Raw genomic sequence first — 15,353 nt, forward strand, 5'->3', positions numbered from 1 at the left:
CCTCATGATTGTTGGCAGTAGCGTATTGTAGGGCGGACAGCGAAGCACCTCCGCCCTACGTGTAACAGTGCTTACGCTACACGGGTGATTTCAATCGCTTTCCCGAAGTTCGCCAGCAGCGACGCTTCCTTCTCTTTCGCCGCCTTCAGGTGACGTTCCTTCACGTGACCATAGCCGCGGATATCTTCAGGAATGCTGGCAATCGCCACCGCCTGCGACAGGTTCGTCGCGTTCAGCTTCGGCAGCAGACCGCCAACCGTATTGCGATACTCGGCGATCAGCGCGCGTTCCATCTTGCGCTCGGCCGTGTAGCCGAACACGTCGAACATCCCGCCGCGCAGGCCCTTCAGCTTGGCCAGCATGCCGAACGCCTTCATCATCCAGGGCCCGAACTCCTGCTTGACCAGCTGCCCTTTGCTGTCGTGCTTTGCCAGCAGCGGCGGCGCCAGGTGGAACTTGAGCTGGTAGTCGCCCTCGAACATGCCCGCGATCTTTTCCTTGAACGCGCCGTCGGTGTACAGGCGGGCGACTTCATACTCGTCCTTGTACGCCATCAGCTTGTAGTAGTAGCGCGCGACGGCTTCGGTGAGACGCGTGCCCTTGCCCAGCTTTTCTTCGTCCGCGCGCACCTGGTCGACGAACGACTTGTACTGCTGCGCGTACGCCACGTCCTGGTAGGCGGTCAGCAGCTCGACGCGGCGCTTGATGACGTCGTCCAGCGTTTGCGTGCGCTTGAACTCGATGACCTTGGCCGGCGTCGTCATGCGAACCACCGATGCGACGTCATGCGCCGCGGTGCGGCCCCAGGTGAAGGCGGCCTTGTTGAAGCCAACCGCCACGCCGTTCAGTTCAATCGCTTTGATGATCGACGCTTCGGTCAGGGGCACCTGGCCTTTTTGCCACGCGTAGCCGAGCATGAACATGTTGGTCGCAATCGAGTCGCCCATCAGCGCGGTGGCCATCTGGCCGGCGTCGACGAAGTCCACTTTCTCTGCGCCGCAAGCCTGGATGATCTGGTTCTTCGACGACTCGGCCGGGAACTGCCAGTCCGGGTTCTTGACGAATGCCGCGGTCGACGAACCGGTCGAATTGATCGCAGCGTAGGTGCGGCCTTCGCCCATGCGCGAAACTGCATCGCGGCTGGCGGTGACGATCAAGTCGCAACCGATGACCAGGTTGGCGCTGCCGGTACCGACACGGGTCGAGTGCAGGTCGGCCTGGTTGTCGGCGAGCCGTACGTGCGACATCACAGGGCCGCCCTTCTGGGCCAGTCCGCTCATGTCCAGCACGATCGCGCCCTTGCCTTCAACGTGGGCAGCCATCGCCAGGATCTGGCCAACGGTAACCACGCCGGTGCCGCCGATACCGGTGATCAGGATGCCATACGGCTCCGCGATCGACGGCAGTGCAGGCGTCGGCAGGACTGGCGGAGCGGCTTCGCCCGCAGCAGCCTTCTTCGGCTTCTTCAGCGAACCGCCTTCCACCGTCACGAAGCTCGGGCAGAAACCGGTCACGCAGGAGAAGTCCTTGTTGCAGGAGGACTGGTTGATCTGGCGCTTGCGGCCCAGTTCAGTTTCCAGCGGCTCCACCGACAGGCAGTTCGACTGCACGGAGCAGTCGCCGCAGCCTTCGCAGACGGCTTCGTTGATCACGGCGCGCTTGGCCGGATCCGGGTACTCGTTACGCTTCCGGCGGCGGCGCTTCTCGGACGCGCAGGTCTGGTCGTAGATCATGGCCGACACGCCCGGCTTGTCGCGCAGTTCGCGCTGCACGTCCATCAACTCGGAGCGGTGGCGCACGGTGACGCCTTCCGCCCACTTGTAGTCGGACGGGTACTTCTCCGGTTCGTCGGTGACGACGATGATCGGACCCACGCCTTCGGCCGCGATCTGGCGCGAGATCATGCCAGGGTCGAGCGGGCCGTCGAATTCCTGGCCGCCGGTCATCGCGACCGCGTCGTTGAACAGGATCTTGTAGGTGATGTTGACCTTGGCCGACACCGCCGCGCGGATCGCCAGGATCCCCGAGTGGAAGTAAGTGCCGTCGCCGAGGTTGGTGAACACGTGCTTCTCGTTGGTGAACGGCGCCTGGCCGACCCAGGTGACGCCTTCGGCGCCCATGTGGGTGAAGGTCGAGGTCTCGCGGTCCATCCACAGCACCATGTAGTGGCAGCCGATGCCGGCCAGTGCGCGCGAACCTTCCGGCACCTTGGTCGACGAGTTGTGCGGACAGCCCGAGCAGAAGTAAGGCGTGCGGTCGGTGTCCGGATTCGGCTTGGCCGAGAAGTTCTTCAGCACCAGCTCTTTCGCTTCGAGGAAGGCGATACGCTCGCGCACGCGCTGCTCGACCGGGTGGCCGGCGCAGTAGTGCGAAATTCGGCTGGCGATCGCGCGTGCGATCAGCGCAGGATTCAGCTCATACGTCGCCGGCAGCAGCCAGTCGCCGTGGCCGGTGCCGTTCTTGTTCGACCATTCGCCGGTGTCGTCGAACTTGCCGACCACGCGCGGACGCTCGCCGTCCGGCAGGTTGTACAGCTCTTCCTTCAGCGCGTACTCGAGGATCTGGCGCTTCTCTTCGATCACCAGGATTTCGTCGAGGCCGGCCGCGAATTCATGCACGCCTTCCGCTTCGAGCGGCCAGGTCATGCCGATCTTGTAGAGGCGGATGCCGATGTCGGCCGCGGCCTGCTCGTCGATGCCCAGGTCGGCCAGCGCCTGGCGCGTGTCGAGGTAGGACTTACCGGCGGTGATGATGCCGATGCGCGGCTTCGGGCTGTCCCAGATGATCTTGTTAAGCTTGTTGGCGCGTGCGTACGCAAGTGCGGCGTACCACTTGTAGGTGTTCATCCGTACTTCCATATCGAGCACGGTGTCCGGCCAGCGGATATTCAGGCCGCCTTCCGGCATGGCGAAGTCGGTAGGCATGACGATCTGGACGCGGTCCGGATCGAAGTCCACCACGGCGCCAGACTCGATGATGTCGGTCACGCACTTCATCGACACCCACAGGCCGGTGTAGCGGCTCATCGCCCATGCGTGCAGGCCGTAGTCGATGTACTCCTGCACCGACGCCGGGTACAGCACCGGAATGCCGCAGGCATTCAGGATGTGGTCGGACTGGTGCGCGGTCGACGACGACTTTGCAGCGTGGTCGTCGCCGGCCAGCACCAGCACGCCGCCGTGCTGCGCCGAGCCGGCGTTGTTGGCGTGCTTGAACACGTCGCCGCAGCGGTCGACGCCTGGGCCTTTGCCGTACCACATCGAGAACACGCCGTCGTACTTCGCATCCTTGAACAGGTTGGTCTGCTGCGTGCCCCACACAGCCGTCGCGGCCAGGTCTTCGTTCATCCCGGGATGGAACTTGACGTGGTGCGCGTCGAGGTGCTTCTTCGCCTTCACGGCGGTCATGTCGACGCTGGTCACCGGCGAACCGCGGTAGCCGGTGATGTAGCCGGCAGTGTTCAGGCCAGCCTTCAGGTCGCGCTCGCGCTGCATCATCGGCAGGCGGATCAGCGCCTGGGTGCCGGTCATGAAGGCGCGGCCGCGCTCAAGCGTCCATTTGTCGTCGAGTGAAATCTCGTGCGGCGGCTGGGGTTCCAGGGCCGAACGATCTAGTGGTGCATTCATTGGGTGTCTCCGTAAATTTGGTGCGGCTGCGGCCTTAGGCGGCCGTCTTGTTGGTGGTGTCGACCAGGACGCCACGCTTGATCTGATCCAGTTCGATCGACTCGAACAGCGCGCGGAAGTTACCCTCGCCGAAGCCCTGGTCGCCCTTGCGCTGGATGATCTCGAAGAAGATCGGACCGATCACCGTCTGGGTGAAGATCTGCAGCAGCAGTTCGCGCTCGGTCTCGTTGCTGTGGCCATCGATCAGGATGCGCAGGCGGCGCAGCTCTTCGAGGTTCTCGCCGTGGTTCGGCAGGCGGCGGTTGATCAGCTCGTAATAGGTCTCGATCGTGTCCTGGAACACGATGCCGGTATCGCGCATGCCCTCCACCGAGTGGTAGACGTCGTCGGTGCCCAGCGCGATGTGCTGGATGCCTTCGCCGTGGTACTCGGCGAGGTATTCCGCGATCTGCGATTTGTCGTCCGACGACTCGTTGATCGGGATGCGGATTTTGCCGCACGGGGAAGTCATCGCCTTCGACTTCAGGCCGGTCAGCTTGCCCTCGATGTCGAAGTAGCGCACCTCGCGGAAGTTGAACAGCTGCTCGTAGAACTCGGCCCATTCCTTCATGCGGCCGCGGTGCACGTTGTGGGTCAGGTGATCGATGTAGGTCAGGCCATGGCCGACCGGGTTGGCGACCGCGCCAGGAATGGCGACGAAATCGACGTCATAGATGCTGATGTCGCCGATGGCGTTGGCCGGCACGCCGTCGGCTGCGCCCTTGCCGCGCCAGCGGTCGACGAAGTAGATCAGCGAATCGCCCACGCCCTTGATGGCGGGGATATTCAGCTCCATCGGGCCGGTCTTGTTATCGAAGCCCCAGGCGCCCAGTTCGAGCGCGCGGCGGTAGGCGAAAGCGGCGTCCTTGACGCGGATCGCGATCGCGCACACCGAAGGACCGTGCTTGCGCGCGAAACGCTGCGCGAACGAATCCTTCTCGGCGTTGATGATGAAGTTGATGTCGCCCTGGCGGTACAGGGTGACGTCCTTGTGGCGGTGGCGCGCGATGGCGGTAAAGCCCATCTGCTCGAACAGCGCACCGAGTGCTTTCGGGTCCGGAGCTGCGTACTCGACGAACTCGAAACCATCGGTCCCCATTGGGTTTTCCCAAGGCGTAAATTGCATGTTTGTCTCCTGGCGATTTAGGCGACAAGTATAGTCCGGCACCCCCGGCATAAAATTTCAATCACTATCCCGCTCAGGCTGTTTTGCGCAATAATATTGCGTACAGAAGCACTAAATGGAGGATTTATGTCAAAAATCGAGCTCGATAAAACAGATCGCAAAATTCTTGCCATCTTGCAAGCTGACGGGCGCTTATCGAACCAGGACGTGGCCGACCAGGTCAGCCTGTCGCCCTCGCCGTGCCTGCGGAGGATCAAGCGGCTGGAGGAAACCGGGGTGATCCGGCAATATGTGGCGCTGCTCGACCCGGCCAAGATCGGGCTGGGGCTGCTCGCCTACGTCAACGTACGGCTCGAGAAGCACAGCGAGGTCGCGGCCAACGCGGCCGGTGCGCGGCGGCCGACCGGATCGCCGCACGCCGACTTCGCCCAATCGGTCGAGCATTGGCCGGAAGTGGTGGCCTGTTACGCGATGACGGGTGAGATGGACTACCTGCTGCGGGTGCACGTGGAAGACATGGACCACTTCTCGCGCTTCATGATGAAGACGCTGTTGTCGCACCCGGCGGTGGCGGACGTCAAGTCGAGCTTCGCGCTGCAGCGGATCAAGGACACGACAGCGCTGCCTATTGTCTGACAACATTGTTCTTTTTAACTGATCCACCCAAGGAGGTTCCGCATGAAAGCATTCCTGGTTCTGATGGCATTTGCAGTTCATGCCGCCGCTGCTGACACATCACCTGCGCCAGCGATGAAGAACATCCAAGGGGTCTACAAGGAACGCTTCATGAACGGTCATATCGGGCCGGGGGATCAGACCGGCAAGAAGGATACGTTCATCCCGGCGGAGAACATCCTGGAGATCGTCCGCTATAACGATGAACATATTTACTTCCGCGTACGACGCCACTACTACAACGGCCCCATATGTTCGCTGTACGGCATGGCAAGGCATGAAGGCGCAAGCTTTGTTTTCCGTGACCCGGAAGAGGGCTTCGAGGGGCGCGAGCGGTGCACACTTACCATCACGCCGTCAGCCGATGAAATCACGTTGAATGACCGGGTCAGTACGACGAGCGGATCCACTTGCTGGAATCATTGCGGGGTGAACGCAAGTTTGTCGGATATTTCGGTGCCGATGAAGTTGCGTCGGCCGATTCGCTATATGGAGCGCATCCTGAACTCGCGGCAGTATAAGCAGGCCGTCGAACAGCTCGCGGAACCGCAGGCCGGGGAGTAGTCCGGCGGCGGCGGCTCGAAAACGGCGGGTGCGCTTTGCTTACCCGCCCTACGGTTTGACGTTGATTATTTCTTAGGGCTGAACCACTTCGCGGCGGCACGGGCATTGGCTTTCCAGGTGTAATCGATCGTCGCGAACTGTTCTTCCAAGGCTTCTTGCAGCATGCTGGCCGGGTTCGCCGGCAGCAGCCGCAGGTAGGCGTCCGCTTCGCCGTATTCGCGCTGGATTTCCATGCCGGCCTTGCGTGCGATGCGCATCATGACCTGGTTCGATGACAGGCAGTGCATGTACAGCGTGTCGACGTCCCGGTTACGGCAGTGGATGGCGGCGCGCTCGAACAGCTTGGAGCCAATGCCCAGCCCACGCGCCGAGCGCGAAACCGATACGCCAAACTCCGCTACCTGCTCCTTCGTCGTGACGACCTTGCCGGGAGATTTTTCTTTCGGGGCGAACGCGAGGTGGCCGACCGCCACCAGCCTGAACACGCGGTTGTAGACGCCATAAACCATGTCGCGCTCGAAGTCGATTTTAGCGACATACGATTCCAGCAGTTCGTCCGGCAGCACGGTGCCGAAGCGCAGCAGGCGGTCGCTGTCGTCGAGCGCGAGGAAGTGCTTGAGCATGCGGCGGCGGTCGCGCTCGCGCAGTTCCTTGACCATCACCGTGCGCTTGCGCTCCTTGCGCTCTTCGCCCGCAGCCTCGCCAGCGGAATCGCCTTCACGGTTTAATGGATTCTTGAACATCGCACCCCCCCGGCTCGACAAATTATTGTTCCGAGCTCGTACTCTACCCTGCCGGGGCGCGTCCGTCACCAGAACGCGCGATGCTGCGCGGGTCGGGGCAGGAGTCCCACTGTGCTTTGGGACTGAGCGACCAGCGCGATTTGCCGGCTTGCTTGGCGAGGTACATGGCCTGGTCGGCTTCGGCGAGGAGCGCGTCGGCGGCGCCTTCCACGCCCCAGTCGCCGCAGGTGGCGCTGATGCCGATGCTGGCCGCGATTTCAACCGGGTGCCCGCCCGCTTCCTTGATGCCGCGGATCGCCGCCAACGCCAGCTGCGCGACTTTCTCGGCGCCTTCGCGCCCGCTCACTTCTTCCAGCAGGATGACGAATTCGTCACCGCCCAGGCGTGCCAGCACGTCTTCCTTGCGCAGCCTGGCCTGCACCCGTTCCGCCACCGCCTTGAGCACCAAATCGCCGGTCGCATGGCCCCAGGTGTCGTTGACCGCCTTGAACCCGTCAAGGTCGATGAACATCACCACCACGATGGTGCCGCGGCGGGTGGCGCGCACCAGCGCATGATCGAGCAGCCGCGTGAGCTGGCCGTAGTTGATCAGGCCAGTCAGGCTGTCGTGCAGCGCCAGCTGCTGTAGCTGCGCCGATTGCGCTTCCAGTTCGGCGGTGCGCTGGGCGACGCGCTGCTCCAGCGTTTCGTTCGCGGCTTGCAGGCTGCGGTTGACGACACCGATGATGGTGTAGCTGCGCCGCAGCCGCCGCGCGGCATAAATCAGCAGGAGCAGCAGGATGCCCGAGTAAATGAACAGGAAGGTGCGGAAGCGCTGCTTTTCGATCTGGCCCTGGTCGAAGGCTTTGTCGAACAGGCGCCCGAGCCGGTCCAGCGCTTCGGTGGTGCCGAGCGCGGCGATGCGGGCTTCCAGCTGGTTCTCGAGCAGCCGGTTGCGCAGGATGACGCGCGCGTGGGCGACGATGGCCTCGGCCGATTCGCGCACCGCCGGCGAGAAGGCGTTCTTGTGCTGCATCGTCAGCGCGATGTCCGTTTCGATGCGGCGCGCCAGCGCGTCGTCGGGCGCGAGGTTGAAACGCAGGACATCGGTGAGCAGCCCATTGAGCGCGGCATCCAGCGCCAGCACCCTTGGCGCCGCGACAGTGGCGCCGCCAATGCCGGTGACGTCGCTCTTGAGCTCAGTGACCGCGGGCGGGAAGTAGATCAGCGATTTGCGCAGTTCCGCGTTCTGGGCCTTGAACTGCTCGACCAGCGCGGTTTTCTCGTGCAGCGCTCGGGCCACTTCGCCGTAGGCGCGTTCGGCCCGCGGTCCGCGCGCCATCGGCAGTGCGGAGGACAGCTGCGCCAGCAGCTCGCGCATGCGCGGCAGCGGCGCGGCCAGCGACACGTAGTCGGTGTCGAGCCCGATGTGCGAGCGAAGGATGTTGACCGTCCACTCGGCGTCAAGCTTTTCCAGCTCGCGCAGGTTCAGCATCACGCGGTTTTGCGCGTCGATGTCGGCAGCCTGGGTGCGGTTGTACAGGTAGCCGAGGATTGCAGTCAGCGCGATCAGCAGCGCCGCGGCCGCAAGACGAAGCCGCGAAGTTCTCAGCATGGTTCCTCCGTCCCTGTTGCGGTAACTCGAGTTCAGAGAGTATCAGGATTGATGGCCGCCCTACACGCGACTTTGTAAGTATTAGTTTCCGTGTGGCAAGCGCAATACGGAACGCACCGCAAGGACGCGGGCGGCATGCACCGCCTGCGGTATCCGCTGCTTCTGCTCGGCATAGCGCAGCGCGACCGCGCCCGCATCGACGGCGCGCGCGGCGCCCAGCGCGCGCAGCAAATGCGCCGCCTGCGGGAAGGGCTTGTCGCGGAAGCTGACCTGGTCGTTGCCGCGCCCGCGGAAGTCGCATTCGGAAGCGCGCAGCATCTGCTCGAAGCGCTGCGGCTTGCGGAATGCATCGCAGCGTTCGAACAGCGTCACCAGGGTGTTCGGCCGCAGGATTTCAGCGCGCGACACGTTGCCGTGTTCGCGCGCGGTCATTATCGCGAGTTCGCGGCAGTCGTTCGGCACCTTCAGGCGGCGGCACAATTGGTCGATCAGCTTGAGTCCCAGTCCTTCGTGGCCGTGGTGGCTGGGCCATGCTTCGAGCGGCGTGATGCCTTTGCCAAGGTCGTGCATCAGCGCGGCGAAGCGCACCTCGAGCTCGTAGCCGGCGTCGGCGGCATAGTCGATCACCATCATCATGTGCACCCCGGTGTCGATTTCCGGATGGTGCAGCGGCGGCTGCGGCACGCCCCACAACTTGTCCAGCTCGGGCATGATGCGCGCCAGCGCGCCGCATTCGCGCAGCACGTCCAGCATGCGCGACGGCCTTTGCTCCATCAGGCCGCGCGCGACTTCCTGCCACACCCGTTCAGGTACCAGCGCATCGGCCTCGCCCTCGTCGACCATCTTGCGCATCAGGTCATTGGTTTCGGGCGCGACGCGAAATTCGGGGAAGCGCGCGGCAAAGCGCGCCACGCGCAGGATGCGCACCGGGTCTTCGCCAAACGCGCCGGACACGTGGCGGAACACCTTGCGGCGGATGTCGTCCTGGCCGCCGAACGGGTCGGTCAGCGTCCCATCTTCGGCGCGCGCGATCGCGTTGACGGTCAGGTCGCGGCGCACCAGGTCGTCTTCCAGCGTGACGTCGGGCGAGGTGTGGAACACGAAGCCCCGGTAGCCCGGCGCGGTCTTGCGCTCGGTGCGCGCGAGTGCGTACTCTTCCTGGGTTTGCGGATGCAGGAACACCGGGAAGTCCTTGCCGACGGGACGGAAGCCGTTGGCCACCATCTCCTCAGGCGTGGCGCCGACCACGACCCAGTCGTGGTCTTTCACCGGGAGCCCCAGCAGCTCGTCGCGCACGGCGCCGCCGACGATATAGGTTTTCATCGCGCTTACTTCGGTAGTTCCTGGTCGTGCTTGTCGGCGGTCTCGGTTTCGGCAAGCGCTTCGCTGACCCAGCGCGCTACCGCAGGATGGGCGGCGACGCGGTCGCAGTAGGCCTGCAGCGCCGGCGCGAGCGACACGCCGTAGGTACGGAAGCGCATCACGACTGGTGCGTAGAATGCATCCGCAATCGAGAACTCGCCGAACAGGAACTGGTGGTGGCCGAAGCGCGACAGGCACGCTTCCCAGATCTCGCAAATGCGGCCGATATCGCCCTGCGTGCCCGGCGTCCGGCCCTTGCCCGGCAGGTGCGCGCGGATGTTCATCGTCATCGCGTTGCGCAGGTCGGAGAAGCCCGAGTGCATTTCGGCGGTCACCGAACGCGCCATCGCGCGCGCTGCCACGTCCTGCGGCCACATGTGCTTTTCCTGAAACTGCTCGGCGAGGTATTCGCAGATCGCCAGGCTGTCCCAGATCGTGATCTCGCCGGCCACCAGCACCGGAACCCGGCCGGCCGCCGAGTATTCGGCGATGCGGGTGGCGGTGTCCGGCTTGTCGAGCAGGACCCGTACTTCGGTGAACGGGATGCCGAACGCGGTCATCGCGACCCACGGACGCATCGACCACGACGAGTAGTTCTTGTTGCCGATGACGAGGGTGAGGCCGGCCTTGCGGGCGTCGTCAAGGGTTTGCGAGAGGGTCGGGTCGAGTTCGGTGGTTTGCATGGGCGATGTGGGTGGAGTGGTTGATAAGTGTGCTTAGCGTCCGGCGCGGGCGCGGTACTGGTCGTACGGTTCCGAGGGCGACAGGTAGTGCGGCGCCACCGCTTCAATGGCCGTGAGCTTGATGCCGAGGTTCGACGCTGTCAAGGACTGGATCGCCGGGTCGACCACGTTATCGACCTTCATCGAGTCGAGGTTGTCGCGGGTGATCAGCGGTGTCCCGGGCAGCATTTCGAAGATCATCGCCTGCAGGTAGGCCAGGGAGCGCGGCAAGCGGATGATCGGGCGCGGGTGGTGCGAGTAGCGGCCGGCCATGCGTACCAGCTCGATCAGCGGGTAGATGGTGGGCCCGCCCAGCTCATACACGAGGTGGCGCGATTTCGGGTCCGCCAGCGCGTGCGTGTAGGCGGCGGCGACGTCGCCCACGAACACCGGCTGGAAGTCGGTGTCGGCGCAGGCCAGGGGCAGCACCGGCAGGAACTTCTGCAGGCGCGCGAACATGTTGAGGAAGTTGTCGCCCGGCCCGAACACGACCGACGGGCGGAAGATGGTGGCGGCGACTTGCGGCTCGGCGCGCGCGGCGATTTCGCCGGCCGCTTTCGAGCGCTGGTACATCGACGGGCCGTCGGCGTCGGCGCCAAGTGCGCTCATGTGCAGGTAGCGATTGACGCCCGTCTCGGCGCAAGCGGCCACGATGCGGCGCGGCAGTTCGACATGGGCGTGGGCGAATTCGCGGCCGTAAGGACTGCCGCGGCTTGAATGAAGCACCCCGACCAGGTTGATCGCGGCGTCGCGCCCTGCCAGCAGGCGGCGCAAGGTGGCGTCATCGCCGATGTCGGCTTCGACCACTTCGACGCGCGGCAGGAAGGTCAGGTGCCGGGCGCGCTCGGCACGCCGGGTGGGGACGATGATGCGGACGCCTTCTTCCGACAGGCGCGCTATCAGATGACTGCCGATAAAGCCGGAGCCGCCAAACACTACTACTGCCATGTCTTCCATGCCTGCCATGAGTCCGCCCTTTTGGTTATGCTTCGGTGCTTGAACTATGGTCAAGAATACCACTTTGGCAAAATCACGGCAGCGTGTCGCCTGCTTTCCCTGGCGGCATCACGTTGCCGAGGCGCGCCTTCAGCGACTGCGGCTTGTTGTCGAACAGCGCCGCGTAGTTGGTGGCGTTGGCCATCACGTTCTTGACGTAGATGCGGGTTTCGGTGAACGGGATCGACTCGGCGAAGATCGCGCCTTCCATCGGCTCCGACAGGTTGGCGCGCCAGCGGCGCGGGCGTCCCGGGCCGGCGTTGTAGGCCGCGGTGGCCACCGGCTGCGAACCGCCCGCCCCTTGCAGCACCATGTTCATGTAATTCGCGCCCAGCACGATGTTGGTGCGCAGGTCGGTCAGCTTGCCCTTGACGTAGTCGCCCAGGCCGATCTTGCGCGCCACGTAGTCGCCGGTGCCCGGCATTACCTGCATCAGGCCGGAGGCGCCCACGCTGGAACGCGCATCGAGGATGAAGCGCGACTCCTGGCGGATCAGGCCATACACCCAGGCCTTGTCGAGGCCGAGGTCCTGCGTGGTCGGGTGCAGGATGTCGTAGTGCGGCGCCGGGAAGCGCTGGGTGTAGTCGAACATCGTGCGGGTGCGCTCGGACGTCTGCACCATGCGGTCGAGGATGTCATGGCGGCGCGCGAATTCGGCGGCGGCCAGCAGCTCGCGCTCGCTGAACTTGCGCAGCTCCCAATTCCACTCGCGCGCGCCTTCCGCGCGCAGGCGCAGGCTGAAGAAGCGCAGTGCGCGCTGCAGTCCCTGGTTGCCTTCGATGGCAGCGAGTTCGGCCGCAGCCAGGGGCGGCGGCGCCGGCGGAATCGAGATTTGCTTGCCCAGCTCTTCGAGCGCGAGCTGGCCGTAGAAGTGGTTGCGGTCGGCGATGCGCTGGTACAGCGCCAGCGCTTCAGGATTCCTGGCGCCGTTGCCGGCGGCCTGCATCGCACGCGCCAGCCAGTAGGCCCAGGCGGGGTCGCTGCGCAGGTGCGGCGGCATCGCGTTGATAGTGTCGGCGACGGTTTTCCAATCGAGCCGGCGCAGCGCGATGCGGGTCTTCCACTGGAACTGCTCGTTGGTCAGCGGCGCGGCCGCCGCCTTCTGCCAGTATGTGTAGGCGTCCGGGTCGAGCGCGAGCGAAGCTGCGTGCGCGATGCCGGCCCAGCCGATCGCCAGCTCGGTGCTGTCCAGTTTTGGCGCGTTCCTTTCGAGCGCGACGATCGCCAGTTTGTGGCTGGTGCGCGCCATGCGCGACAACGCGACCAGATAGATCGCCTTGTCCGCGCGCGTGTCGCCGACGCCGCGCGCCATCGCCAGCGCCGGCACGTCGACCGCCCGCGCGGCGCGGGTGTCGGACGCGCCCAGCAGCAGCGCGGTGCGGCGCGACGGCCCGGTGGCGTCCATCTCACCGGCCAGCCGCAGCTGGAGCAGCAGGTCATCGGCGCTGAACTGGCCCGACTGCGCCAGCCCGGCGATCAGCGCGGCGCAGGCGTCGCCGTAGGCTGGCGGCTGGATCAGCAGCTCGCGCGCATCGGCGGCGACGTTTTCGCCTTTGGCCATGCGCGACATCAGGGCATAGCATTTGAGCTGGAGGTCGTCGTTGGAGAGCAGCAGGGGCAGCTGCTGGTCGAAATTGTTCCAGTCGCGCGCGCGGCCAAGTTCAAGCAGCCAGTCGATGCGCATGCGCTCGGCGATGGCGCTGCCGTTGTGGCGCGTGAGGAAACCCAGCACTTCCGTCGAGGAAGCGGTGCGCAGCTGCGGTTTCAGACGATAATATTCAACGTAGGGGGCGAACTCGTGGTTCGGCAGGCGCGACGCGTAGGCCGTGGCCTTGGCGGCGTCACCCTGGCGCGAGGCCTCGCGCAGCAGCATGAAGGTGTCCTCGTCGGCGCGCGCAACCGCGGCTCCCTCGCTCGCCTGGGCGACAGCTGAAGTCAGGCAGGAAGCGGCAAGCAGGGCGCCGGCGAACAATTTCGACAGGTATGTCAAACTCAACTCTCAACGAAACTTCAGTGAACACATGACCGGCGAATCAAGAGTACCACGCGATAGCAAAGCCTTACCAGCCTGCACGACCGGCGAAACAACAGTCATTTCGCCTGGCGAAAAGGCGGCCTTGCGCAAGCAGCTGTTGGCGGCGCGGCGCGCGCTCGACCCGGCGCAAAAACAGCATTGGGACGCGCAGATCTGCGCCAATGTACTGGCGTGGTGGGACACGGAAAGGCCTGGAGAAATCGGGGTGTACTGGCCGCTGGCCGGGGAGCCGGACCTGCGTCCGGCGTACATCGAACTGGCGCGGGCCGGCGTGCGGCTGGCGCTGCCGGTGGTGCACGAAAAAGATGCACCGCTGGGATTTGCGCACTGGGAGCCGGGAGAAGAAATGCTGCGCGACCGCATGGGGGTCGCGGTGCCGCTACGGCTGCGCCACGTCGAACGCCCTCGCACCTTGATGATTCCGTGCCTGGGATTCAACCGGCACGGCTACCGCCTGGGCTACGGGGGCGGCTACTACGACCGCACATTGGCGCCGCATCCGCGCCCCCTCACCCTCGGCATCGCCTACGCGCTGGCCGCGGCGTGCTTCGCCGACGACCCGCACGATGTCGCGCTCGACCTGATCATCACCGAACAGGTTTAGCGGCCGGCGATGCGCTCCCACAGCGCGGTGGTGGCCACCGCCTGGTTCATGCTGTAGAAGTGCAGGCCAGGTGCGCCCCCCTTCAGCAGGCGCTCGCACATCTGGCTGACCACGTCGAGGCCGAAGGCTTTGATCGACGCGCTGTCGTCGCCGTAGCTGGCCAGCTTCAGGCGCACCCAGCGCGGGATCTCGGCGCCGCACATGTCGGAAAAGCGCATCAGCTGCGTGTAGTTGGTGATCGGCATGATGCCCGCCACCACCGGCACATCCACGCCCAGCTTGCGCGCCTCGTCCATGAAGGCGAAGTAGGCGTCGGCATTGTAGAAATACTGGGTGATCGCCGCGTTCGCGCCGGCCTTGACCTTGCGCGCGAAGTTCTGCATGTCGTCCTGCGGCGAACGCGCCTGAGGATGCACTTCCGGATAGGCCGCCACTTCGATGTGAAACCAGTCGCCCGTTTCGGCGCGGATGAACTCGACCAGCTCATTGGCGTAGCGGAATTCGCCGCCGCCGCCGTAGCCGCTCGGCAGGTCGCCGCGCAGCGCGACCAGGCGGTCGATGCCGTTTTCCTTGAACTGCTGGAGGATCGCGCGGATCGATTCGCGGGTGCCGCCGACACAGGACAGGTGGGGCGCGGCCACGTAGCCGGCCTGCTTGATTTCGAGCACGGTATCGAGCGTGCCCTGCTGGGTGCTGCCGCCGGCGCCGAAGGTCACCGAAAAATACTTCGGATTCAGCAGCGCGAGTTTCTCGCGCACGACGCGCAGCTTCTCAGCGCCTTCCGCCGTCTTCGGCGGGAAGAATTCGATACTGAAATTATGCGTTTCCATTGTTTTTGAGGAGTAAGGTAGACAGCGCCCATGAGATGACGCTGTACAGGATCGCAGCCAGGAAAGCCGACCAGAACCCTTCGACATGGAAACCGTCGATCAGGTGCGCCACGCCCCAGAACAACAATGCATTAATGACGAGCAGGAACAACCCGAGCGACACCAGGGTCACGGGCAAGGTCAGCAGCACCAAGACCGGACGCACGAGGGTATTCACCAGTCCCAGCACGAGCGCGGCGACCAGCGCCGCGCCAATGTTGGTTACGGTTACGGAGCTCATCAGGAAAGGCAGCGCAAACAGGGCTGCCGCATTGATCAACCAGGTCAACAATAGGCGCATGGGAAGGTACGGGGCAAGCCCCGCTCATCGAAGGATTAAGGAACGTCAACTGTACAACAAGCCGGCCCCGCGATGGCGAGGCCGGGCGGCGACAAGC

General features: G+C 64.5%; 13 protein-coding genes. 3 read left to right on the forward strand and 10 right to left on the reverse strand.

Translation table 11 applies throughout. From position 1 onward, the window contains the following. Nucleotides 1-71: 71 nt before the first annotated feature. Together HHL21_RS03855 and hppD are read right to left on the reverse strand one after the other, a co-directional pair. Nucleotides 72-3,626 (reverse strand): indolepyruvate ferredoxin oxidoreductase family protein, encoded by a 3,555-nt coding sequence (locus HHL21_RS03855; protein ID WP_169463957.1) that lies wholly within the window; start codon nt 3,624-3,626, stop codon nt 72-74. Between the two features lie 34 nt (nt 3,627-3,660). Further along, entirely contained in the window at nt 3,661-4,791 is a 1,131-nt protein-coding gene (gene hppD, locus HHL21_RS03860; protein WP_169463958.1) for a 4-hydroxyphenylpyruvate dioxygenase, read from the reverse strand. A 126-nt stretch (nt 4,792-4,917) separates the two neighbouring features. On the opposite strand from hppD, the gene HHL21_RS03865 reads away from it, so the two are divergent. Both HHL21_RS03865 and HHL21_RS03870 read left to right on the forward strand, forming a co-directional pair. Next, nucleotides 4,918-5,427 carry an Lrp/AsnC family transcriptional regulator gene (locus tag HHL21_RS03865; protein WP_169463959.1) on the forward strand — a complete coding sequence of 170 codons (510 nt, stop codon included), beginning with the start codon at nt 4,918-4,920 and terminating at the stop codon, nt 5,425-5,427. Between the two features lie 42 nt (nt 5,428-5,469). Then, a complete protein-coding gene (locus HHL21_RS03870) occupies nt 5,470-6,030 on the forward strand; it encodes a hypothetical protein (RefSeq protein WP_169463960.1) in 561 nt (186 codons plus the stop codon). Nucleotides 6,031-6,095: 65 nt separating this feature from the next. Here the strand turns inward: HHL21_RS03870 and HHL21_RS03875 are convergent, their stop codons facing one another. The 6 genes from HHL21_RS03875 to HHL21_RS03900 all read right to left on the reverse strand — a co-directional run bounded on the left by HHL21_RS03875 (nt 6,096) and on the right by HHL21_RS03900 (nt 13,437). Then, a complete protein-coding gene (locus tag HHL21_RS03875; protein WP_169463961.1) occupies nt 6,096-6,773 on the reverse strand; it encodes a GNAT family N-acetyltransferase in 678 nt (225 codons plus the stop codon). Between the two features lie 43 nt (nt 6,774-6,816). Beyond that, a complete protein-coding gene (locus HHL21_RS03880; RefSeq protein ID WP_169463962.1) occupies nt 6,817-8,367 on the reverse strand; it encodes a DAHL domain-containing protein in 1,551 nt (516 codons plus the stop codon). 81 nt (nt 8,368-8,448) lie between these two features. Beyond that, nucleotides 8,449-9,690, reverse strand: a complete 1,242-nt coding sequence (locus HHL21_RS03885; protein WP_169463963.1) for a multifunctional CCA addition/repair protein — start codon at nt 9,688-9,690, stop codon at nt 8,449-8,451. A gap of 5 nt (nt 9,691-9,695) precedes the next feature. Next, nucleotides 9,696-10,412 (reverse strand): glutathione S-transferase family protein, encoded by a 717-nt coding sequence (locus HHL21_RS03890; RefSeq protein ID WP_169463964.1) that lies wholly within the window; start codon nt 10,410-10,412, stop codon nt 9,696-9,698. Nucleotides 10,413-10,445: 33 nt separating this feature from the next. Continuing rightward, nucleotides 10,446-11,408 carry a complex I NDUFA9 subunit family protein gene (locus HHL21_RS03895; RefSeq protein WP_169464380.1) on the reverse strand — a complete coding sequence of 321 codons (963 nt, stop codon included), beginning with the start codon at nt 11,406-11,408 and terminating at the stop codon, nt 10,446-10,448. Nucleotides 11,409-11,481: 73 nt separating this feature from the next. Beyond that, the gene (locus HHL21_RS03900; RefSeq protein ID WP_229496098.1) at nt 11,482-13,437 is read right to left on the reverse strand and encodes a lytic transglycosylase domain-containing protein; all 1,956 of its coding nucleotides are present in this window, start codon (nt 13,435-13,437) and stop codon (nt 11,482-11,484) included. Between the two features lie 127 nt (nt 13,438-13,564). On the opposite strand from HHL21_RS03900, the gene HHL21_RS03905 reads away from it, so the two are divergent. After that, entirely contained in the window at nt 13,565-14,086 is a 522-nt protein-coding gene (locus HHL21_RS03905) for a 5-formyltetrahydrofolate cyclo-ligase (RefSeq protein ID WP_229496001.1), read from the forward strand. Here the strand turns inward: HHL21_RS03905 and metF are convergent. After that, a complete protein-coding gene (gene metF, locus HHL21_RS03910) occupies nt 14,083-14,916 on the reverse strand; it encodes a methylenetetrahydrofolate reductase [NAD(P)H] (RefSeq protein WP_169463966.1) in 834 nt (277 codons plus the stop codon). The two genes, HHL21_RS03905 and metF, sit on opposite strands and share 4 nt — an antisense overlap. Next, nucleotides 14,903-15,256, reverse strand: coding sequence for a phage holin family protein (locus HHL21_RS03915; protein ID WP_169463967.1), 354 nt, complete (start codon nt 15,254-15,256; stop codon nt 14,903-14,905). Before HHL21_RS03915 ends, metF begins: the two co-directional genes overlap by 14 nt. Nucleotides 15,257-15,353: the final 97 nt, after the last annotated feature.

The organism is Massilia polaris (genome assembly GCF_012927275.1).
GTDB classification, from domain to species: Bacteria; Pseudomonadota; Gammaproteobacteria; order Burkholderiales; family Burkholderiaceae_D; genus Telluria_A; species Telluria_A polaris.